The 21099-nt window shown below is 71.2% G+C and carries 18 protein-coding genes and 1 riboswitch; of the genes, 7 read left to right on the top strand and 11 right to left on the bottom strand.

What is annotated here, in order from left to right; translation table 11 throughout:
- The first annotated feature begins 100 nt into the window (after positions 1-100).
- From ABZX61_RS04790 to ABZX61_RS04780, 3 genes are read left to right on the top strand one after another with little or no spacing between them, the layout of a single operon-like run.
- Entirely contained in the window at positions 101-1387 is a 1287-nt protein-coding gene (locus ABZX61_RS04790) for an ABC transporter substrate-binding protein (protein ID WP_355191575.1), read from the top strand.
- Entirely contained in the window at positions 1387-2259 is an 873-nt protein-coding gene (locus ABZX61_RS04785; protein WP_355191573.1) for a sugar ABC transporter permease, read from the top strand. Before ABZX61_RS04790 ends, ABZX61_RS04785 begins: the two co-directional genes overlap by 1 nt.
- Positions 2256-3173, top strand: coding sequence for a carbohydrate ABC transporter permease (locus ABZX61_RS04780; RefSeq protein ID WP_355191571.1), 918 nt, complete (start codon positions 2256-2258; stop codon positions 3171-3173). The genes ABZX61_RS04785 and ABZX61_RS04780 overlap by 4 nt, the downstream gene beginning before the upstream one ends.
- Here the strand turns inward: ABZX61_RS04780 and ABZX61_RS04775 are convergent.
- From ABZX61_RS04775 to ABZX61_RS04750, 6 genes are all read right to left on the bottom strand, one after another.
- On the bottom strand, positions 3170-4279 hold the full coding sequence (locus ABZX61_RS04775; protein WP_355191569.1) for a glycosyltransferase family 4 protein: 1110 nt from the start codon (positions 4277-4279) through the stop codon (positions 3170-3172). The genes ABZX61_RS04780 and ABZX61_RS04775 overlap by 4 nt on opposite strands.
- Positions 4280-4299: 20 nt before the next feature.
- The gene (locus ABZX61_RS04770; RefSeq protein WP_355191568.1) at positions 4300-5571 is read right to left on the bottom strand and encodes a M48 family metallopeptidase; all 1272 of its coding nucleotides are present in this window, start codon (positions 5569-5571) and stop codon (positions 4300-4302) included.
- Between the two features lie 314 nt (positions 5572-5885).
- Positions 5886-6704: a hypothetical protein gene (locus ABZX61_RS04765; RefSeq protein ID WP_355191566.1), complete on the bottom strand. Its 819-nt coding sequence runs from the start codon at positions 6702-6704 to the stop codon at positions 5886-5888.
- 382 nt (positions 6705-7086) lie between these two features.
- Entirely contained in the window at positions 7087-7602 is a 516-nt protein-coding gene (locus ABZX61_RS04760; RefSeq protein WP_355191565.1) for a C40 family peptidase, read from the bottom strand.
- 73 nt (positions 7603-7675) lie between these two features.
- Positions 7676-7840: riboswitch (cyclic di-AMP (ydaO/yuaA leader) on the bottom strand.
- A gap of 394 nt (positions 7841-8234) precedes the next feature.
- Positions 8235-9209 (bottom strand): NlpC/P60 family protein, encoded by a 975-nt coding sequence (locus tag ABZX61_RS04755; RefSeq protein ID WP_355191563.1) that lies wholly within the window; start codon positions 9207-9209, stop codon positions 8235-8237.
- Positions 9210-9340: 131 nt separating this feature from the next.
- Positions 9341-10663, bottom strand: coding sequence for an NYN domain-containing protein (locus ABZX61_RS04750; RefSeq protein ID WP_355191561.1), 1323 nt, complete (start codon positions 10661-10663; stop codon positions 9341-9343).
- 144 nt (positions 10664-10807) lie between these two features.
- Between ABZX61_RS04750 and ABZX61_RS04745 the strand changes: the two genes are divergently transcribed.
- The gene (locus ABZX61_RS04745) at positions 10808-11869 is read left to right on the top strand and encodes a phosphotransferase family protein (protein ID WP_355191559.1); all 1062 of its coding nucleotides are present in this window, start codon (positions 10808-10810) and stop codon (positions 11867-11869) included.
- Here the strand turns inward: ABZX61_RS04745 and ABZX61_RS04740 are convergent, their stop codons facing one another.
- Both ABZX61_RS04740 and ABZX61_RS04735 read right to left on the bottom strand, forming a co-directional pair.
- Positions 11870-12517: a response regulator transcription factor gene (locus ABZX61_RS04740; protein WP_355191557.1), complete on the bottom strand. Its 648-nt coding sequence runs from the start codon at positions 12515-12517 to the stop codon at positions 11870-11872.
- A complete protein-coding gene (locus ABZX61_RS04735; protein ID WP_355191555.1) occupies positions 12514-13719 on the bottom strand; it encodes a histidine kinase in 1206 nt (401 codons plus the stop codon). Before ABZX61_RS04735 ends, ABZX61_RS04740 begins: the two co-directional genes overlap by 4 nt.
- A gap of 111 nt (positions 13720-13830) precedes the next feature.
- Between ABZX61_RS04735 and ABZX61_RS04730 the strand changes: the two genes are divergently transcribed.
- The 3 genes from ABZX61_RS04730 to ABZX61_RS04720 are packed head-to-tail and all read left to right on the top strand — an operon-like array spanning position 13831 to position 16195.
- A complete protein-coding gene (locus ABZX61_RS04730) occupies positions 13831-14058 on the top strand; it encodes a hypothetical protein (RefSeq protein ID WP_355191553.1) in 228 nt (75 codons plus the stop codon).
- Positions 14055-14555, top strand: a complete 501-nt coding sequence (locus tag ABZX61_RS04725; RefSeq protein ID WP_355191551.1) for a PH domain-containing protein — start codon at positions 14055-14057, stop codon at positions 14553-14555. The genes ABZX61_RS04730 and ABZX61_RS04725 overlap by 4 nt, the downstream gene beginning before the upstream one ends.
- On the top strand, positions 14552-16195 hold the full coding sequence (locus ABZX61_RS04720) for a PH domain-containing protein (RefSeq protein WP_355191550.1): 1644 nt from the start codon (positions 14552-14554) through the stop codon (positions 16193-16195). The genes ABZX61_RS04725 and ABZX61_RS04720 overlap by 4 nt, the downstream gene beginning before the upstream one ends.
- A gap of 210 nt (positions 16196-16405) precedes the next feature.
- Here the strand turns inward: ABZX61_RS04720 and ABZX61_RS04715 are convergent, their stop codons facing one another.
- From ABZX61_RS04715 to ABZX61_RS04705, 3 genes are all read right to left on the bottom strand, one after another.
- The gene (locus ABZX61_RS04715) at positions 16406-17968 is read right to left on the bottom strand and encodes a hypothetical protein (RefSeq protein WP_355191548.1); all 1563 of its coding nucleotides are present in this window, start codon (positions 17966-17968) and stop codon (positions 16406-16408) included.
- A gap of 141 nt (positions 17969-18109) precedes the next feature.
- Complete coding sequence (locus tag ABZX61_RS04710; protein WP_355191546.1) at positions 18110-19549, bottom strand: serine/threonine-protein kinase; 1440 nt, start codon at positions 19547-19549, stop codon at positions 18110-18112.
- Entirely contained in the window at positions 19539-21044 is a 1506-nt protein-coding gene (locus ABZX61_RS04705) for a serine/threonine-protein kinase (RefSeq protein WP_355191544.1), read from the bottom strand. Before ABZX61_RS04705 ends, ABZX61_RS04710 begins: the two co-directional genes overlap by 11 nt.
- Positions 21045-21099: the final 55 nt, after the last annotated feature.

Below are 21099 nucleotides of genomic sequence, written 5' to 3'. Positions count from 1 at the left end.
CATAGAAATGTGCGTTGACAGTTGGAAATGTTGGGTTTTCGCTGAATGAAGGTGAGTGAAGTCGGGGGGATTTGAAGGGTCCGGCTAGGAGGAACCCATCATGGACCAACGTCTGCCGATCTCCCGTCGCCATCTCCTGCTCGGTGCCGCCGCGCTCGGCGTGCCGGCCGCCCTCGTCGGCTGCGGCTCCGACAACACCCCGGCCCCCGCCGGCGGCAAGACCGCCGGCAACCTGGGGACCGTCACGATCGGCTCCAACGCCTCCGACGAGATCCCGAAGAAGTCCCTGGATACCCAGGTGAAGGCCTTCACGCAGGCCGCAGTCAAGATCAACACGGTGGACCACAACACGTTCCAGGAGAACATCAACCGCTACCTGCGCGGCACGCCCGACGACGTGTTCACCTGGTTCGCGGGCTACCGGATGCAGTTCTTCGCCGCGCAGGGGCTGGCGACCGACGTCTCGGACGTGTGGCGGGAGATCGGCGGCGACTACACGCAGGCGTTCAAGGACCAGTCGACCGGGACCGACGGCAAGCAGTACTTCGTGCCGGCCACGTACTACCCCTGGGCGGTCTTCTACCGCAAGAGCGTCTGGCAGGAGAAGGGATACCAGCCGCCGGCCACGCTGGACCAGTTCACCGCGCTGGCCAGGAAGATGAAGGCCGACGGGCTCATCCCGATCGCGTTCGCCGACAAGGACGGCTGGCCGGCGATGGGCACGTTCGACATTCTCAACATGCGGATCAACGGCTACGACTTCCACGTCTCGCTCATGGCGGGCAAGGAGTCGTGGACCGACCCGAAGGTCAAGCAGGTCTTCGACACCTGGCGGGGCCTGATGGAGTACCACCAGCCGGCCGCGCTCGGCCGCACCTGGCAGGAGGCCGGGCAGTCGCTGGCGCAGAAGAAGACCGGGATGTACCTCCTGGGGATGTTCGTCGCCCAGCAGTTCCCCGAGGCCGACCGCGCGGACCTCGACTTCTTCACCTTCCCCGAGATCAACCCGGCGTACGGGACCGACTCGATCGACGCCCCCATCGACGGCTACATGATCTCCGCCAAGGCCAAGAACGTGGACGGCGCCAAGGCGCTGCTCAAGCAACTCGCCCAGGCCTCCTCGCAGAACATCGCCACGAAGCTGGACCCGGGCACGCTGGCCGCCAGCTCCAAGGCCGACACCTCCGGCTACAGCGCCCTGCAGAAGCGCGGCGCCGAGCTGGTGTCGAAGGCCACCCACATCGCGCAGTTCCTCGACCGCGACACGCGGCCGGACTTCGCCTCCACCGTGATGATCCCGTCGCTGCAGTCGTTCGTGAGCAAGCCCGGCGAGATCGACTCCCTGCTGGCGAGCATCGAGAAGCAGAAGGCCAACATCTTCCGCTGATGGCAGTCAAAACCCGCCGCTACTCCGCCCGCGACGTGACCATCCTGGTCATCGGGCTGGGGATGGCCATCGTCGTCAACGTGGGCCTCATCTGGGGGCCCACGCTGGCCTCCGTCGGGCTCTCCGCCACCGACTGGAACGGCATCGGGCCGATCGAGTGGGCGGGCGGGCAGAACTACCACGACCTGGCGGCCGAATACCCGCCGTTCTGGTCGGCCGTCCGCAACAACCTGCTGTGGCTGGGCTTCCTCGGGCTGGTCGCGACGCCGTTCGGCTTGTTCTGCGCGGTGCTGCTGGACCGGCGGCTGCGGCTGTCGCGCGTCTACCAGAGCGCGCTCTACATGCCGGTCGTGCTGTCGCTGGCCGTCGTGGGCTTCATCGCGCAGCTCGTCTACTCCTCCGACTACGGCGTGCTGAACGCGGTGACCGGGCTGACCGTGGACTGGCTGGGCGACAGCTCGATCAACATCTGGGTCGTCATGGTCGCGGCCGGGTGGCGGCACGTCGGCTACGTCATGATCATCTACCTGGCCGGGCTGAAGGCGGTCGATCCGGCGCTGAAGGAGGCGGCGGCCATCGACGGGGCCGACGAGCGGCAGGCGTTCTTTCGCGTGGTGTTCCCGACCCTGCGGCCGGTCAACGTGATCGTGCTGGTCATCACGGTGATCGAGGCGCTGCGGGCCTTCGACATCGTCTACGCCATCAACAAGGGCAGGAACGGGCTGGAGCTGCTGTCCGTGCTCGTCACCGAGAACATCGTGGGCGAGGCCAGCAGGATCGGGTTCGGCTCGGCGATCGCGGTGATCCTGCTGGTGATCTCGCTGGGGTTCATCGTCACCTACCTGTCGCAGATGTTCAGGGAGGAACGATGACGCTCACGGCCCCGCCCGCCGCTCCCCCGGCCCAGGAGCGGCGCGCGCCGTCCCGGCGTCCGGTGCGGCCGCTGCGGATCCTGCTGCACGCCTTCCTGATGCTGGTGGCCCTCGGGTGGCTGCTGCCGCTCGCGCTGGCCGTCTACGCGTCGCTGCGCCCGTACGAGGAGACCGCCCGCCTGGGCTACTTCTCGCTGCCCGAGCACCTCACGCTCGGCTACTACGGGCAGGCGTGGTCCCAGGCCGAGCTGCCCCGCTACTACCTCAACACGTTGATCATCGTCGTGCCCGGCGTGCTGATCACGTTGTTCATGGCCTCGTTCACGGCCTTCGCCATCGCGCGGCTGCGCATTCCCGGGCGCAAGGCGCTGCTGATCGTGTTCACCGCCGGGAACCTGCTGCCGCCGCAGGTCCTCATCACCCCGCTCTACACCCTCTACACCCTCGTCCCGCTGCCCGCGTGGCTGTCGGACTCGCAGTCGCTCTACGACTCCTACCTGGGGCTGATCCTCGTCCACGTGGCGTTCCAGTTCGGCTTCTGCGTGTTCGTCATGGCGAACTTCATGCGCACGATCCCCGAGGAGATCACCGAGGCGGCGCTGGTGGACGGGGCCTCGGTGTGGAAGCGGTACTGGCGGCTGACGCTGCCGCTGTGCCGTCCGGTGCTGGCGGCGCTGTCCACGCTGCAGTTCACCTGGATGTACAACGACTTCCTGTGGGCGCTGGTGCTGATGTCGTCGGGCGACAAGCTGCCGGTCACCTCCGCGCTGAACAACCTGCGCGGCCAGTTCTTCACCGACTACAACCTGCTGGCCGCCGGGTCGGTGCTGGTGGCGCTGCCCACGCTGATCGTCTTCCAGCTCCTGCACAAGCAGTTCGTCGCCGGTCTGACGCTGGGGGCCACCAAGGGCTAGAGGAGGGTGCGAAAGCGGGCGGCCACGTGCTCCCACGCCCAGTCGCGGGCGATCCAGTCGCGGCCGCCCGCGCCCATCTTGCGGGCCTTGTCGGGGTCGGTCAGCAGCTCGACGATCGCCTGGGCCACCTCGCCCGGGTCCTCTCCGTCCACGACCAGCCCCGTCTCGCCGGGCCGCACGGCGTCGGGCGCGCCGCCGGACGCGCCGGCCACCACCGGTAGCCCGGTGGCGGACGCCTCCAGGAACACGATCCCTAGCCCTTCCACGTCCACCCCCTTCCACCGGGTACGGCACGGCATCGCGAACACGTCGGCGGCGGCGTAGTAACCGGGCAGGCTCGCGGCCGGCACCGTGCCGGTGAACCTGATCGACTCCCGCCCCGCCGCCAGGCGTTCCAGCGTCCTGCGGTGGGGGCCGCCGCCGACCAGCAGCAGCACCGCCTCCGGCACCGAGTGCAGCACCCGGGGCCAGGCCCTGATGAGCTGGTCCTGGCCCTTCCTCGGCACCAGCCGCGACACGCACACGACCACCGGCCTGCCGTCCAGGCCCAGCTCCGCCTTGGGCGCGTCGGGGCGGAACTGGCCGACGTCCACGCCGGGCGCCAGCCGTACGAGCTTGCCCGGCGGGACGGCGGCGACCAGGCGGCCGCGCGTGTACTCGCCCAGGTACGTCACCACGTCGGCGTGCTCGCCGATCCTGCGCAACACGGCGCGGAAGCCCGGCGCGCTCGCCCACGACGCCTCGTGGCCGTGGGTGAGCATCACCACGCGCCGCGCGCCCGCCCGGCGCAGGCGGGGGGCGAGCAGCCCGAGCGGCGCCGCCGCCCCGAACACCACGGTCTGCGCGCCGTGCTCGGCCACCAGCCTCGCCGCCCTGCGGGCGACGGCCGGCGTCGGGAGCATGAGCCGCGTCGGATGCCGCACGATCGGGAACGGCTGGAGCTCGTCGAACTCCTCGCAGCCCGGCCAGGCGGGCGCGTAGACGACCACGCCCGGCGTGCGCAGCGCGAGGCCGTGCACGAACGACTGGATGCCGCCCGGCCTGGGCGGGAAGTCGTTCGTGACGACGAGCACCTTGGGCCCCGCACCCGGCGTCGCGCTTGTCACCGCACGGGTCGCCGCACGTGTCACTGCACGGGGACGCCGTTCAGCTTGGCCCATGCACGGGCCATCGCGATGCGCTCGGGGCTGGAAGGATGGGACGCATAGAGCACATATTCCACCGCATCCGGCGACAAGTCGGAAATATTGGTGACTGCCAGGCGTTTCTGCATGGCTATGAACGTGGCCGGGTCGTGCGTGAGGTCCAGCGCATGAAGGTCGGCCCTGGCCTCGATGTGGCGGCTGATCAGGTTCTCGGCGGGGCTCATGAGCAGCGAGCCGAAGGTCATCAGGCCGATGACCGCGCCGACCGCGCGGGGATCGCCCAGGCCTGTGACGCCGGTGCGGCGGCGTACCAGGTCGAACACCCAGAACAGCAGGATCGCGCCGAGCGCGGCGCCCAGGGCGCCGATGAACGTGCCGTAGAGCACGTCGTCTGTCTTGGCGTGGCCCAGCTCGTGCGCCACGACCAGCTCGACCTCGGCCTTCGGGGCCTTGAGCAGCGTGTCGTAGACGACGATGCGGCGCGTGGCGCCGAACCCGGACACGTAGGCGTTCAGCGCCGTCGTCCTGCGGGAGGCGTCGGCGACCAGCACGTCCTCGACCGGCACGCCGTCCCGCTTGGCCATGTCCAGGAGCTCGGTGCGGAGCTGGCCCTGCTGCATGGTCGTGAAGTCGTTGAACAGCGGCTCGAACACCACCGGGTAGACGAACGACGCCAGCACCGTCAGCGCGAACGCGCCCACGGCGGCCGGGATCCACCACCGCCTGAACTTGCGGGCCAGCGCCACGAGCACCAGCAGCATCAGGCTGAGCATGAACGCGTCGACGCCGATGTTCTTCAGCCGGTCGCTTGCCCAGGACCCCCAGGTCTGGATGGACAGGCCGTAGCCGCGCAGCAGCGTCTCGCCCCAGATGGCGATCGGCAGCTTGATCAGCTGGGTGAAGAGAGTGATGACCACGACGCCCAGCACCACGCGGACCCACCAGGGGCCTTTGAGCCACGCCACCAGCTTCACGCCGAGCGGGGTGGCGACGAGCAGCCCGGCGATGATCAGCGTGAGGGCCAGCGAGAGGTAGGCAGGCAGGGTGCTGGCCGCGTCGAACGCCTCGGACCTGGCGATCTGCGCGGCGGTGAAGTCGCGGGCCGGGTCGGGCGGTCCGGAGGTCAGGAGGTGCCAGGGGGTGCTGAAGGCGGCCACGGCCGCGATCACCAGGCCGAGCAGCACGGCCGCCACCGCCGCCTGCCGCCTCAGCCGGCGCTCGCCGTCGGACTCCGGCGGCCCTCCCCCGTTCACGGACACACCCTCACCATGCCCCCGCCTTCCGCCGCCGCTCTCCCCCTTCACGAACACACCACCGCCGGCCACCGGACCCGCGCTCTCCCCTTTCACGGACGCGCCACCCCCGGACACCGGGCTGACGCCCTCCCCTTTCACGGACGCGCCACCTCCTGGCACCGGGCTGACGCTGTCCCCCTTTACTGACGCGCTCTCACCGTGACCGCGCGCCTCGCCACTCAGAGCCGCGGCGCCTCCGGCCTCCTCACCCTCCTTCGACGCCTCTTGCGACGCGTCGTCCACGTTCCGCCGTTCGCTCATCTGCCTCCCCCTCACGCGAGCTGGTCTCGCACGTAGTCGCGCCACCGTGCCGTCAGCGTGGCCGCGGAGAGGCCGAGCGCGGCGAGTGCTCGGTCTACGCCGCCCGCGCGGGCGTCACGGTAGAGCCTCACCAGCGTCCTCTCACCGAACCGGTCAGCCAGGAAGCGACACGCCAGCCAAGCCTCCTGGTACGCCCGGGCGAGCCGGACGGGGTCCCGCCCGTCAGCCGCGAAGGCCGCAGGTCCGGGCAATTCCCTCGGCAGCCTCCCGGCCCGCACCTCGGCGGCGAGCTCGGCGGCCGCGGTCCTCACGGGGAGCCCGGAGTCGCGGTAGCCGACGTAGTCGGCGAACCCCTCATAGAGCCATGGGGGCAGGCGGTTGGTGCCGGCGACGACGTGGGTGAGCTCGTGGGTGAGTACGACGTCCTTGCCGGTGGAGTTCAGCCTGGCGAAGAACTCGGGGACGATGATCACACGCCCGCGATCGGCCACCGCCGCCAGCCCGTCGACCCGCCCCACCCCGGCCAGCCCGGCCGCCTCGGCGGCGGACGAGGGAACGACTACGAGCGGTCGTACTGACCTTCCGAGCACGGCCGACACCCGCTGCCCCGCCCGATCAGCCCTCCGTGCGACGTCGCCGAGCTCGGCGGGTGCGGTGTGCCGGCCGACGACCACGGACCGCGCCCCACGGGCCACGACCTCGCCGTCACCCCACAGGCCGCGGACTCCGGCGGGAAGGATGGGGGAATCGGGGGTGGGGGCGCTGCCGGGGGCGACGGCGAGAAGCAGGACGGAGACGATCGCGGCCCGCCGACTCACCTGCCCTGACACGATGCCCGATCGTAGCCGCCCGCCGACCCATGACCGGCCACTCCGCACCCCGAACCGCGCGCCCGTGAGAGCCGTCCACCCGCACCGCATGCGGTGGCTGCGCGCCAGAGGACGGGGAGCCTGGCCCGTGAGCCGTGACCCGTGAGCCGAGCGGCTGTGGGCCTGTGGGGCCACGTGCGCGAGGCCGGGAGGCGGGCGGTGTGGGTGGGTGGGGTGGCTGTTTTGAGGGGGCGCCGTGGCGGTGGGTGCGTTGTGCGGGTCAGCGGGCGTCTTCCTGGAGGCCCTCAGCCAGGTGCGGCGGGTGGTGCCGCCCGTGCTCCGCCGTAAAAAAATGAAAGTAACAATGGGAGAGCCCCGCCCGGAGGAGCCGGGCGGGGCTTCTTCACATGCCGGGACGAACAGCGCCGACGAACGACGCCCGCCGCCATTCACTCAGCTTGTCGATGCGTACCCGTTCGCCTGTCCGAGGCGAGTGGACCATCTTGCCCTTGCCGACGTACATGCCCACGTGGCCGAGCCCCCTGAAGAACATCAGGTCGCCGGGCCGGAGGTTCCGCCACGAGACCTTGTTCCTGGTGCGGGCGAACTGGCTGGCCGCCACGCGTGGGAGCTTCACCCCGGCCTTCTTCCAGGCGTACTGGACGAGGCCGGAGCAGTCGAACGAACCAGGGCCTGTGCCTCCGTACCGGTACGGGTCACCGACCTGGTTCTTGGCCACGGCGACGGCCTTGCTGGCCTTCGCCTTCTGACGGGCGACCTTGGCCGCCCTCAGCGCCGCGGCCGAGGTCGTCTTCGAGGTTCCGGCGGTTGCGGCCGCCTTGGTCGTCGAAGCCGAATCGGTCGTGGCCGCCTGAGCCGTTGGGGCATGGAGGATCGCACCTCCGGCCGTCACGGTCATCGTGAGCGCTACGCCACTCAGGGCAATGCGGGACAGACGGGGGTTATGCAGGGAGGTAGACAGGATTTCTCCTTGACTCTTCCACGAATGCCTACCGGGTTAGCTGACGGATTCGGGCCTGGAAGTCGCCCTACGGCGCGATGTGCGCGCCGATTCACCCCCTGATCCCTGGGGAACTGGGATCGCTGGGTCCCCGGCTCCGTGCCTCCTGGCTGCACGGATTCGGCAGGCCAACCGTCCCGACCAATGTGTTGATATGGGGACATTTGGGCGGTTGACCAGCGGATCTTTATCTGTCTCACACCGGGATAGACCGGTGCGGGTTCGCGGGGGACATGGCTTGTTCACCGCGACGTCGCCAGAAGCTACGCCGAAGGGTCAAGGATCGGCAAAGCGGAACACCGCTTGTAAAGATCAGATAGTGGAGTCAGTAAGGAGGGAAATCCCTGCTGGAACACCAGGTTCCGTTACCAAAATGTGACGCTGCTCACATTTGTTTTCGCGCCCGTTTGTCAGGCCCCAAATGTCGCGTTTGTCACACTTGTTGTGACTCGTCAGGCACGCTGGATCGTTCCCATCGCCCATCGGCCGAACCTCGTTCGGCTGATGCGATCAACGATCCGGCGTCGTAGCTACGGGCGGATGGCGCCCACGAGGCGGCCGCCGTACGCCGAGAGTTTGACGACCTTGACCACGTCGCCCGTCTGCGGCGCGTGAACGATTCTCCCGTCGCCGGCGTAGATACTGACGTGACCCAAGCTCGAGCTGAAGATGAGGTCCCCCGGCTGGAGGGCGCTCAGTGAGACCTTGCGGCTCGCACCCCAGGCCCACTGCTGCCAGGTCGTGCGCGGCAGCGACACGCCCGCGGCGCGCCACGACGCCTGGGTCAGGCCGGAGCAGTCCCAGCCGCCCGGACCCGTCCCGCCGAACACGTACGGCTTGCCCACCTGGGCGAAGGCGAAGCGCAGGACGGCGGCGGCGTTGCCCGAGGCCGGGCCCGTGTACTGGATGCCGACGCTGTTCGGGTTGCCGGGGTTGTAGGCGCCCAGCTTCTTCAGGAGCTTCTTCTGCTCGGAGATCAGCTTCATGATCTCCGAACGCTCCTTCTCGACCCCGTCCCGTTCCCGGTCGGCCGCCTCCAGCGCCTCTTCCGCCTTGTCGCGTTCGACCTTCAGCCCGCGGTTCTCCCGGTCGAACGCGGCCAGCTTCTCCGCCCGCTCCCGCGAGAGCTGCCCGGCCAGCGCCAGGCTCATCAGGAAGTCGTCGGGGCGGTCCGCGCTCACCAGGCCGGGCAGGGAGGTCACGTCGGTGCCGAGCTTGTAGCTGTCGACGGCCATGCCGATCACCTGGGCGCGCAGGTCCGCGACCGTCGCCAGCTTGGTCTTGTAGCGGTCGTTCAGCTTGGTGTAGGCGCCCTTGGCGGCCTTGTACCGCTCGGTGGCCGTGTTGAAGCGGTCGACGACCTTGTCGGCCTTGTCGTTGAGCTTGTCGAGCTTGGCCTTGGCCTGTCCGAGGGTGGGCCGGGGATCAGCGACGGCGGCTCCCATGGGGGACAGGACCAGCCCGAACGCGAGACCCGCGGCCACCGGCACCCTGCCAAACCTCACTGTGTCGCCTCCCAGGGATGATATCTGGGGCGAATAGTACAGAAGTGGCGGGTGAGGTCACACGTTATCCGCCCAATTCGTAATATCCCTGGCGCAGCGCGGCAAATCCGCACGTAAGGGGTGCAGGTAATCTAGGCCCGGCCCAGCCTGCGCAGCAGCAAACCAGACGGAACGGGTCTGGCTCCCATCCGCCTGACGGACTCGGCCACCTCGCGGTCCGACGACACCACGGCCATGGCCCGGCCGGGCGGCTCGGCGCGTACGAGCTGGCGGATCAGATCGTCGGCGATCTCCCCCGGCTGGCTGAACAGCACCCGCACCCCGCGCGGCGCCACGACCTGCACCGGGGAGTTGAGCTCGGCCCCGTCGAACACGACGGTGACCTCGACCCTGGTCTGCGCCACCAGCCCGCCGAGCCCGGTCATGAGCCGGGTGCGCTGGTCGGCGAGGGTGAGCGTGCCGTAGCCGGTCTTGGTCACGTTGTAGCCGTCGATGATCAGGTGGACCTGCGGCAGGGCCAGGAGCTGGTCGAGGAGCTGCGGGTCGTCGTCGGCCAGCGCCCGCGCGGGCACCCCCCGGACGCCGGGCCGCTCGCCGGTGACCGCGGCGACCGAGTCGGCGGGCCGGCTGATCATCGTGGGCAGGGCGAGCTCCCTGCGCAGCCCGGCCGAGGCGTCCTGCAGCGCGTCGAGCAGCACCCGGATGCGGGCGTCCTCGATGCTCCTGCCCTCGCGGGCGGCCCGGCGCGAGGCCTCCAGCTGCTTCTCCACGTCGGCCAGCCGCTCGCGCAGCCGCCGCAGCTCGGACTCGCCCGCGGTGCCCGCGGCCGTGGCGGCCGACCTGGCGTCCTCCGCCGCGTGTTCCATCTCCTCGGCCCGCTGCACCGCGCCCTTGGCCCGCTCGCGGGCGTCGTGGAGCTTGCGCCTCAAATCAGAATTTTCCGCCCGGGCCGCCCTGATCTGCTCGCGCAGCCGATCGGCCTCCTCCTTGGCGGCGGTCTTCTGCGCGGCGAGCTGCTCGCGGAGCCGGTTGACGACCTCCTCGCGCTCCGATCCCTCGGCCGCCACGGCCGACTGCACCAGGTCCGTACGGGCGACCTCGATCATCTCCGCCCAGCCGGGCGGACGGGTGAGGTAGGCGGCCGCGGCCACGAGCACGGGGTCGGCGGCCGGTGGGACATTTCCCTCGGCCAGGGACGCCACCAATTCGGGCCAGCCGGCCTCCACCGATTCGGCCACCAGCTCGCGGAACTTCTTGTCGTTCTCGAGCTGCGCCGCGATGGGCGCGCTGCCGAGTTTGGCGCGTTTTCGGGGGTCGAACTTGGCGATCCCGCGAAGGGGCGGCGGTATGGAGGCAGCGGGCATCGTCCCGAGGACCTGGGACGCCAGATCGACGACATTGAGCCGCACCTGCTCGGGAAGCGGGCGAGACAGGCCTTCACCCGCTGAACTCATCCCACTTGTCCCTTCGTGACATGCCCTTTCAGACAAGGGTACGGCTGCCGCGTACCTGACCGTAACGGCCACCTCTCTCTAGACAAGCGCTTGGTTGGGGATATACGACTGAGCCGGGACGGGTGTTCACCCAGGAGGCCGACCATGGCAGAAGAGATCCGCACCTCCACCCGTGACCTGGTGGAACTGCGCGACAGCCTGGCCCGCTGGCTGCGCGGGAGGGTCGGCGCGAGCGCCTCGGTGTCCGAGGTGTCCAGGCCCGCCGAGAACGGCATGTCCAGCGAGACCCTGTTCTTCACCGCGACCTGGGGCGAAGGGCGAACGCGCTGCGTAGCCAGGCTCGCACCTGCGGTAGAAGCCGTTCCCGTGTTCCCCTCGTACGATCTTGGGGCGCAGTTCGAGATCATGCGCCTGGCCAGGCAGAAAGCTGGGATCCCAGCGCCCAGGGCCCTCTGGTTCGAGCCGGACCCGGAACACCTGGGCACGCCGTTCCTCGTCATGGAGCGCGAGGACGGCGACGTGCCGCCGGACGTGATGCCGTACACGTTCGGGAGCTGGCTGCTCGACGCGGCGCCCGCGGACCAGCGCAGGCTGCAGGACGCCGGCGTGGCGGTCCTGGCGGCGCTGCACCGGGCGGAGTTCACGCCCGCGGAGCTGGCCCCGTTCGGGGCCGCCGGGTTGCGCGCGCACGTCGAGGCGCAGCGGGGCTACTACGACTGGGCCCACGGCGAGCGGCCGATCCCGGTGCTGGACCGGGCCTTCCGGTGGCTCGAGTCGCACTGGCCGCAGGAGCCCGGGCCGGACGTGCTGTGCTGGGGCGACGCCAGGATCGGGAACATGATGTTCAGGGACTTCACCCCGGTCGCGGTGCTCGACTGGGAGATGGCCGCGGTGGGGCCGCCCGAGCTGGACCTGTCCTGGATGATCTTCCTCCACCGCTTCTTCCAGGACATCACGGTCTCCGCAGGCTTTCCTGGCATGCCCGACTTCATGCGCAGCGAAGACGTTTGCAGGAAATATCGGGAAATCACGGGGTACGAGCCTCGCGACATGGACTTCTACGAGATGTACGCGGCGCTCCGGCACGGCATCGTCATGGCCAGGGTGTGGCAGCGCCGGATCCACTTCGGCGAGCAGCCCAGGCCCGACGACCCCGACGACCTGGTGCTGCACCGGGCCACGATCGAGGAGCTCCTGACCCGCTGACTACGTGCCGGCGTCGTAGACCAGCAGCGCGACCTGGACCCGGTTGTTGAGGCCGAGCTTGGACAGGATGCGCGAGACGTGCGCCTTGACCGTGGGCACGCTCATGTAGAGCTCCCGTGCGATCTCGGCGTTGGACCTGCCCTGCCCCACGGCCAGCGCCACCTCCCGCTCCCGCTCGCTGAGCCGGCCGAGCAGCTTCCTCGCCCGTGAGGTACGGTCTCCCGCGGCGCCGTCGGACACGTGCGTGATGAGCTGCCGCGTCACCGCGGGCGACAGGATCGGCTCGCCCGCGGCCACCTTCCTGATGGCCTGCACCAGGTCGCCCGGCGCGATGTCCTTCAGCAGGAACCCCGCCGCCCCCGCCCGCAGCGCCCGCAGCACCTGCGCGTCGGCGTGGAACGTGGTCAGCACCACCACCTCGGGCGGCGCGGACGTGCCGCGCAGCGCCTCGGTGGCGGTCAGCCCGTCGACGCCGGGCATGCGGATGTCCATCAGCACCACGTCGGGCCGGTGCTCGGCCACCAGCGGCGGCACCTCGGACCCGTCGCCGGCCTCGGCCACGATCACGATGTCGTCGGCGCCGCCCAGGATCATCGACAGCCCCGCCCGCACCATCGCGTCGTCGTCGACGATCAGCAGCCTGATCATGCGTCCTCCCGGGTCGTCTCCACCGGCCAGGGTAGCCACGCGCGCACCACGAACTCGCCGTCCTGCGTCGCGCCGTGCTCCAGCCGCCCGCCCGCCAGCTCGGCGCGTTCGGTCAGCCCGATGAGCCCGGCCCCGGCGCCCGGGATGTACGGGACGTGGCGCACCCCCACGGGATTGCGCACCTCCGCCGACAGCCCCTCGCCCCGCGTGCCCGAGACGGCGACCGCCACGGGCGCCCCGCCCGCGTGCTTGCGCGCGTTGGTGAGCGCCTCCTGGACGATGCGGTAGACGTTGCGGCCGAGCCCTTCCGGCGCGTCGCCGCGGGCGCGCAGGTCGAGCCGGACGTCCATGCCCGCGTGGCGGCACTCCTCGACCAGCGTGGGCAGGTCGGCCAGTGTGGGCTGCGGCCGGTCGGGCACCGGGTCGTCGTCGCCGCCCGGCCCCGCGTGCCGCAGCACGCCGATGACCTCGCGCAGATCCTGCAGTGCCAGGTGGGCGTTGGTCCTGATCGCCCCGGCCGCCCTGGCGATCTCCTCGGCGGGCGCGTCCGGCCGGAACTCCAGCGCGCCGGCGTGCAGGCTGAGCATGGAGATGCGGTGCGCGAGCACGTCGTGCATCTCCCGGGCGATGCGCTCGCGTTCGAGCCGCTTGGCCTCCTCCGCGGCGCTGTCGGCCCGCTGCCTGAGCGACCAGACGAGCTGCCGCCGGGCCCTGACCACGACGCCCCACGCGAACACGGTCAGCACCAGCGCCAGGGACAAGGCCACCATCTCGCCGCGCTCCGCGTCGGTGTGGTACCGCAGCAGGATGAACGGCACGAGCGTGACGAGGGAGAACAGCATGACCGGGCCGGAGACCTTGAACGGCCGGTGCACCGCCACGGTGAACAGCCCGACGACCGAGGCCCCGCCGGCGAGCTCCAGATAGGACGAGAGCAGGGTGGCCACCAGAGCGAACCCCACCGGCCAGCGCCGCCGCAGCCACACCGCCACGCACGACAGCGCGCCCACCACCTGCTCCAGCAGTTGCAGCGGCTCCGGCTCGTCCTGGAGCTCCGGCAGGGTCATGACCGTGATGCCGCACGCGAGCAGGAACATGACGATGTCGACGATCCAGTCGCGGGTCGAGCGGCGCACCCGGCCGCCCACCCTGCCGTCGCCGAGCAGCACCGACGGCAGCGCCCACCGGTATTCGTGCGTCACGTTCACCGAGATTAGGCCCTGCCGAGGGTACGACGACAGCGACCAAAGTAGCTGCCGCGCGAGACCTACGGCCGACGCGGCCCCCGTGACCCGTGGACGACGCTGGAGACCATGAAAATGGTGCTGACGCTGCTCGGCTGGCTGCTGCTCCTGCAGGGAGTGGGCAGCCTGCTGAACACCCTGTTCGGTTGGTGGCGGTGGGCGCACGACCTGCTCGTGGTCAACCGGCTGCCGTTCCTGGAGGGCTACGAGGTGTTCGCGGCCATCGTGATCGGCGTGCTCGGGTTCGTGCTGCTGGCCGTGGTCGACTCGGGCAAGAACGCGGAGAGCGGCAGATGAACGCGGGCACGCCGGCCGGGCTGCGGCCGCCGCGCAACCAGGCCGATCCGCGGGCGGTCGCCTGGTGGACGGTGCAGGGGCTGATCCTCTTGGTGCCCGTGGCCGCCGCCGCGGTGGCGGCGTACTGGATCCTCACCTCGCGGCCGGTCTGGCTGGGGGCGTGCGTGGCGCTCTTCGCGGCGGGCTGCGTGGCGCTGGCCGTCGTGGCGCCGCGGGCCACCTACCGGGTGGAGCGCTGGGAGGTCACCGACCAGGCGGTCTACACCCGCAAGGGGTGGCTGACCCACACCTGGCGGGTGGCGCCGATGTCGCGGATCCAGCGGGTCGACACCGCGCGGGGGCCGGTGCAGCGGATGTTCGGGCTGGCTGACGTCACGGTGACCACGGCCTCCTCCGCGGGGGCCATCAAGATCGAGGCGCTGGACCACGCGGTGGCGGCCGAGCTGGCCGAACGCCTCACCGCCCTCACCCAGGCCACGCCGGGCGACGCCACGTGAACGACGACCCCTTTCCTGAGGAGGGCTGGCGGCGGCTGGCGGGGCGGAGCCTCCTGGCCTCGGCGGTCAAGTCGCTGGCGATCGTCGCCGGCGTGGTGGCCGGTCTCCTGCGCTTCCTGACGAGCCGGGACTGGCCGATCGGCGGGATCGCGGCGGTCTGCGCGGCGGCCGCGATGCTGGTCGTCTCCGCCGTGGTGGCGTATGACGTGGCCAGGCTCCGTACGACGCGCTGGCGGCTCACCCGGGAACGCCTCGAACTGCGCTCGGGCATCACTCTCCGCCGGCACCGCTCGATCCCGCTCGACCGCGTCCGCAGCGTGAACCTGCGGGCCGACCCGGTGGCGCGGGTGTTCGGCCTGACCGTGGTCAAGGTGGGCACGGGCGAGCACGCGGCCGAGGGGACCGAGCTCGTGCTCGACCCGCTGACCAGGCACGAGGCGGAGTCGCTGCGCCGTACCCTGCTGCGCCAGGACGAGCGGCCCGCGGCCGGCGAGGGGCCGCTGGCGGAGCTGCGCTGGTCGTGGATCCGGTACGCGCCGCTGTCGCTGTGGTCGTTCACGGGGGCCGCGCTGGTGCTCGGGGCGCTCTACAAGGCGCTGGACTCGTTCGGGGCCAAGAGGCTCGCCACAGAGGCGGCCGACGGGCTGTGGGACTGGGTGACGGCGCGGCCGCTGGTGGCGGTCCCGCTGATCCTCGCGGTGAACCTGGCCGTCGGCGTCCTGGGCGCCGTCCTGCTGTTCGCCGAGTCGTGGGGACGTTACCGGCTGGAACGCGAGCCCGGCCGCCTCCGCCTCCACCGCGGCCTGCTGACCACCCGGTCCCTGACCCTGGAGGAGCGCAGGCTGCGCGGCGTGGAGATCAGCGAGCCGCTGCTGCTGAGGCTGGGCGGCGGGGCCCGCGTCAAGACCATCGCCACGGGGCTCGGCAAGGCGGACGAGCACGAGACCGAGGACACCGCCGCCCTCACCCCTCCCCTCCCCCGCGCCCTGGCCTGGTCCCTCGCCACCAAGATCGCCAACACCCCCGCCGCGCCACCGACTCCCGCCGCACCCCGGACGGATGCGCTCGGCCTGCCCGGCCACGGCGCGGCCCCGGGCCGGCACCGGGCGACCGAGCGTGACGCGGGCGAAGCCGCCGGGCCGGACGCCGGCGCGGGCGGGCTGGGGATGGGCGCGCTGGTGCCGCATCCGGCGGCGGCCGGGCGGCGGCGGATCGTGCGGGCGCTGGTGACGGTGGCCGTGCTGGCCGCGGCCGCCGGCCTGGCGTCCTGGCTGCTCCCGTGGCAGTGGTCGCGGGCCGCCGTCTGGGCGATCCCCGCGCTGGCGCTGCCGTTCGGGATGTGGCTGGCCGTGGAGAGCGCCAGAAGCCTCGGCCACGCGCTCGGCCGCCGCCACCTCCTCACGAGGCAGGGCGCGGTGGTACGCACGACGATCGCGCTCGACCGCAGAGGCGTCTCCGGCTGGACGGTCACCGAGTCGTACTTCCAGCGCCGCAGCGGCCTGCTGACCGTCTCCGCCGCCACCGCCGCGGGCAAGGGCCACTACGACGTGGTGGACGTGGACCGCGGCGACGGCCTGGAGCTGGCGGCGCGGGCGGTTCCGGGCCTGCTCGAACCGTTCCTGGTCCGGGAAAAGAAATGAGCCGCGTGATCCCCCTCGGTTTGCCCATGCCCCTGTACTGGACAAACGTGATCGCGCGGCTCAGGTCCTGCAAGACATAAAGGTATTTGTCGCGCTTGCAAGCGGGTTGCAGCTCCATTAACCGTTGACAGGATGATCCGTCAGGGGGACGTGTCCCGCGCGCGGCCGTCACCGAGGAGGGGCGCCACGCCCCTCCTCGACCGGGTCTGCTCAGCTGCCCGCGGGCTGCTTCGCCAGCTGGGCCATGAACGCCTCGGCCACGGTGACCACGCCGTCCATCGCCTCCTTCTGCGGCATGAACACGACCTTGGGCGAGGTGGCCGGCTCCTTCTCGGGCCGCTGGTGGCCGGAGAAGTCGATCCTGACGACCACCGGGCCCTTGCGCATCAGCACCGTGCCGGTGGACGCGGAGACCTCGCGGCTGTGCCGGTTCTGGATGAACTGCTGGTACGCCTGATCGCCCATTCCCTTGAGATCGGTGAGCTTGCCCCAGGAGATGCCGCCGATGGACGACTCCTCGAACTGCTTGTCGCCGCCCCGCTCGCTGGCGTAGTAGCTCACGGCCGCGCCCACGTCGGCGGCGCCCGCCCGGTTGGTGAACCGGTGCACGGTGATCAGGACGCTGCGGATCTTCCTGATCCCCTCGCCCGCGCCGGGCACGTCCAGGTTGAGCCAGCGGCACTCGGTCTGGGCGTCGGAGCCGGCCTCGGTGCCGCGCGCCCTGGTGGTGGGCTCGGGCACGAGCCGCGTGGCCACCTCGGTCACGGCCCCGCACTCTCCGGGGAAGGCCGCCAGGACGGTCGGCGAGGGCTCGGGGCTCGCGCTCGTACTCATACTCGTACTCGGCGAGGCGGGGGCCTGCGACGGCTCCGGCTCGGCCAGCACGTTCGGGTGCTGCGCCTGCCAGGCCGCCATGCCCTTGGCGAAGAAGCCGGCCAGCCGGCTCACCTCGCGGATCGCGTTGTCCTCGGTGATCGACTGCGTGGTCTCGCTGGTCAGGATCGCCGCGTCCTTGCGCTGCTGGCCCGCCTGGTACTTGATCTCGATCGTCATGTCGCCGACCCGGGCGTTGGCCTGGCCGTAGGAGTACCACAGCAGCTTGCCGCTGCGGCGCCAGGTGTACTGGGCGTGCGCGGCGTCACCGACGCCCTGGATCTCCTTGATCGGGGAGACGTACTCCTTCTCGTCGGGCTTGAGCGAGGGCTTGGCGGTCGCGGCGTACCTGTCGCCGCCGTAGTCGACCTCGTACGAGTTCTGCGCCATGGACCTGCCGGTCTTGGCGCCGTCGGCCTTGTGCTGTTCGATCCGGACGTCGATCTCCCTGCTGCGCCAGAACTCGCCGAACGAGATGCGCCGGTTCTCCCATTTGCAGGTGAAGGAGACCGTGTAGTCGCCTTCCCTGGAGTCCTTGGTGACGGTCGCGCCGGGCACGAGCCGGTCGGCCTCCTCCGCGGACAGCATGGCGCACACGTCCAGGCCGACGGGCGCCGAGGAGGCGGCCCGCGACGGCCGCTCGCTCTGCGCCGCGGGCGGCTGGGAGGGGCGCGAGACCTTGCTGACCACGAAGTACGCGCCCACCCCGCCCATCGCGACCAGCACCACGATGGCGGCGGCCAGCGTGGGCAGCAGCCAGGCGGGCCGCCGGGGCGGCGGTGGCGGTGGCATCGGAGGCAGGGTCGGTGGCTGGTTGGGCGGCTGGGTGGGCGGCTCGAAGCGCCTGCCCGGCACCTGGTAAGGGGTGGTGGACGGCTCCCACTCGCTGCCGGGGTTCACTGGGACTCCTGGGGTTGCCCTGACTTGCGGGGAAACATGCTAGTCATCCCCCTTGCAAGGTACTTGCAGCACTCCCGCCCATTCTGGCAGCGGCCCCTCCCCGACGGCGCCCACTTCGAACGGCACGGTGCTCCGACGGGCTCACTTCGACAGGGCGGCCGAGACCAGGCGGGCTACGGCGAGGGCGGGCTCCTTGTCCGCCGGGGCGCTGACCGGAACGTTCTCGCGATGCCAGACCACCTCGCCGAGCACGTTGCTCGTACGGAAGAGCACCGTGCTGTCGGACGAGCCCGTCGCGTCGCTGTTGATGTAGGCCTTGAAGCTGTTCTGGATGATCGCCGACTCCCCGACCCCCGGGACGTCGGAGACCGAGCCGCGGACCTCGCGCATCACGGTGCCCTCCGCGCCGGTGCGGCCGGTCTTCTCGCTGGCGAAACGGCGCTGCGCCACCTGGGGGCCGCCGAGATCGCCGTCGGGCCGCTCCGCCCAGGCGCGGACGACGATGCGGCGGCGGCCGTCCTCCCCGCCGTCACGCAGGATCCACTGGCACTCGCCCGGCCGGGTGGCCTCGCGCGACGGCTTGGCTTTCATGATCTGGGCTGCCTGCTCGTCGGTGAGCAGCTTGCAGGGATCGGGCGCCTTGGCGAACCTCCCGGTCTCAGGCCCCTTGCCCAGCGCGCCCGCGGCGTACCAGCCGCCCGCGCCCAGCACCACGGCGGCGGCCAGCACGACGGGCACCAGCCACCGGCGGCGCCGGGGCACGGGGGCGGGCCCGGCCAGGGCGCTCAGCGCCTGGCGGACCTGGGCCGCCGTGGGGCGGGCCGCCGGGTTCTTGGCGAGCATGGCCATGAGCAGGCCGCCGAAGTCGCGGCCCGCCCTGACCGGCAACGGCGGCTCGTGCAGCAGCACCGCCGCCGTCACCGCCGCGGGCAGCGCCCGCTCGAACGGCGCGCGCCCCTCCACCGCGGTGTAGAGGCTGGCGCCGAGCGACCACAGGTCGGACGCCGGGCTGGAGGGCTCCTCGTTGAGCCGCTCGGGCGCCATGTAGCCGGGCGAGCCCGCGCCGCCGAACCTGCCGCCCTGACCGCCCATCGGCGTCGCGATGCCGAAGTCGGTGAGCATGGCGGAGCCGTCGAAGTCGAGCAGGATGTTCGCGGGCTTGACGTCCTGGTGGAGCATCCCGTGGGCGTGGGCGACCTCCAGCGCCGACAGCACGCGCAGCCCGACCGCGGCCACGAACCCGGGCGGCAGCGGCCCCTGATCCTTGATCACTTTGTCCAGCGAGCGGCCGGTGACCAGGTCCATGATGATCCACGGCTGGCCGCCCTCCAGGACGACATCGTGCACCAGCACGATCGCCGGGTCGCGCAGCCGTCCGGCCGACCTGGCCTCGTGGATCGCCATGTCGGCGAACTCGGCCCGCTCCCGCGGGGTGAGCCCCTCCGGCACGCGTACCTGCTTGGCCGCGACCTGACGGTCGAGGATCTCGTCGATGGCCCGCCACACCGTGCCCGCGCCGCCCTGCCCGAGCCGCTCGATGAGACGGTAGCGGCCGGCCAGCAGATAGAGGTCATCCGGCATTGCGCAACGCCTGCTCGCTCGTCTGCGCCGCTTTCAGCGCCCGCTGCTTGATCTCCTCGTCGGTGGGTTTGTCCCCGAGGGTGGTGAACTGCACGGTGACCACCAGGTTGGCCAGGCGGTAGTAGATCTGGGAGGTGTGCACACGGCCCGTGGGGCCCTTCAGCTCGAAGCCGAACGCCTCCTCGCCGACGCCGGCGATCTCGCGGACCGGGGTGCGCGTGGCCCGCTGCGAGGTCTTCGCGCCGATCTCGTCCCAGGTCCAGTCGACCGTGCCGGTCCTCGTCCACCAGCTCTTCTGGCCCTTGAAGAGCGCGCCGGCCGTGGCCGGGGTCATCGACCACGGGTCGACGGTGTCGGAGTCCTTCTGCACCTGCAGGCCCACACCCGTGTTGGCGAGCGTCCAGCCGCACTTGGGGCCGTCGCCGTCGGAGCTCGCCTGCGCCTTGGGCGGGCTCTGCGTACGCAGCAGCGCGCCCACCTCCTCCTGGCTGATCAGCTTGCACACGTCCATGGGCACGGTGAACGCGGCCGGCACCGCGCCCGCCCGGTCCCTGAGGACGAGGAAGGCGGTCGCGCCGCCCGCGCCAAGCACGAGCGCCGTCGCCGCGGCGATCCAGATCGCGGCCCTGCCGGGCCGCTTGACCCTGGTCGGCGCGGTCATGTCCTGGTTGACGGGCAGGTGCGGGGCATGCCCGCCGGCGGCCACCTGCCGGAGCGCGGACACGATCACCCGGGGGTCGGGGCGGGCGGCCGGCTGGTGCGCCATCATGGCCGCCAGCAGCGGCCCCAGCGGCCCCGGAGCGGCCGGTACGGGCTCCGTCAGCGTGGCCCGCACCCGCTGGGCCGCCGACCCCCCGTAGGCCGGCGCGCCCGTCAGCGCGACGTAGAGCGTGGCGCCGAGCGACCACACGTCGCTGGCGGGCCCGCCCGGCTCGCCGGCCAGCCGCTCGGGCGCGATGAACCCGGGCGAGCCGATCATCAGCCCCTGCTCGGTGAGCGTGGCCTGGCCCTCCTGCCGGGCGATGCCGAAGTCGGTGAGGACCACCCGCCCGCTCTCGGTCAGGAACACGTTGCCCGGCTTGACGTCGCGGTGCTGCATCCCCAGCGCGTGTGCCGCGATCAACGCCTCCAGCACGTCGGCGCCGACCCGCGCGGCATGATCGGCCGGCATGGGTCCGAACTCGCGGACCGTCTCACCCAGCGTGCGGCCCCGCAGCAGCTCCATGACCAGCCAGGGCCGCTCCTGCTCGACGACCACGTCGTGCAGCGCCACGATGCCGGGATGGCGCAGCCGCGCCGTGGCCTGCGCCTCGCGCACGGCCCGCATCACCGAGTCGGAGCGCTCCTTGGGCGACATGCCCTCGGCCAGCGTGAGCTCCTTGACCGCCACCTCGCGGTCGAGCATCTCGTCCCTGGCCAGCCACACCTTCCCCATGCCGCCCGCGCCGAGCGGGCGCAACAGGGCATAGCGGCCGGCAAGTCTTCCCGAGGACATACAGGGAAGGGTAACTAAGGATCAAGAGCGGTGGTTATTCGTTCCTGTCGGTCTC

Source organism: Nonomuraea sp. NPDC003709 (assembly GCF_040610775.1).
GTDB lineage: Bacteria > Actinomycetota > Actinomycetes > Streptosporangiales > Streptosporangiaceae > Nonomuraea > Nonomuraea angiospora_A.
Note: the sequence above shows the minus strand (reverse complement) of the source record. Positions and strands in the feature narration are given on the sequence as shown.

Coding starts and splice junctions, on each gene's coding strand:
- ABZX61_RS04725 (WP_355191551.1), top strand. CDS start 14,055: ATGAACGCGGGCACGCCGGCCGGGCTGCGGCCGCCGCGCAACCAGGCC.
- ABZX61_RS04730 (WP_355191553.1), top strand. CDS start 13,831: ATGAAAATGGTGCTGACGCTGCTCGGCTGGCTGCTGCTCCTGCAGGGA.
- ABZX61_RS04740 (WP_355191557.1), bottom strand. CDS start 12,517: ATGATCAGGCTGCTGATCGTCGACGACGACGCGATGGTGCGGGCGGGG.
- ABZX61_RS04760 (WP_355191565.1), bottom strand. CDS start 7,602: ATGACCGTGACGGCCGGAGGTGCGATCCTCCATGCCCCAACGGCTCAG.
- ABZX61_RS04705 (WP_355191544.1), bottom strand. CDS start 21,044: ATGTCCTCGGGAAGACTTGCCGGCCGCTATGCCCTGTTGCGCCCGCTC.
- ABZX61_RS04785 (WP_355191573.1), top strand. CDS start 1,387: ATGGCAGTCAAAACCCGCCGCTACTCCGCCCGCGACGTGACCATCCTG.
- ABZX61_RS04745 (WP_355191559.1), top strand. CDS start 10,808: ATGGCAGAAGAGATCCGCACCTCCACCCGTGACCTGGTGGAACTGCGC.
- ABZX61_RS04710 (WP_355191546.1), bottom strand. CDS start 19,549: ATGCCGGATGACCTCTATCTGCTGGCCGGCCGCTACCGTCTCATCGAG.
- ABZX61_RS04790 (WP_355191575.1), top strand. CDS start 101: ATGGACCAACGTCTGCCGATCTCCCGTCGCCATCTCCTGCTCGGTGCC.
- ABZX61_RS04750 (WP_355191561.1), bottom strand. CDS start 10,663: ATGAGTTCAGCGGGTGAAGGCCTGTCTCGCCCGCTTCCCGAGCAGGTG.
- ABZX61_RS04780 (WP_355191571.1), top strand. CDS start 2,256: ATGACGCTCACGGCCCCGCCCGCCGCTCCCCCGGCCCAGGAGCGGCGC.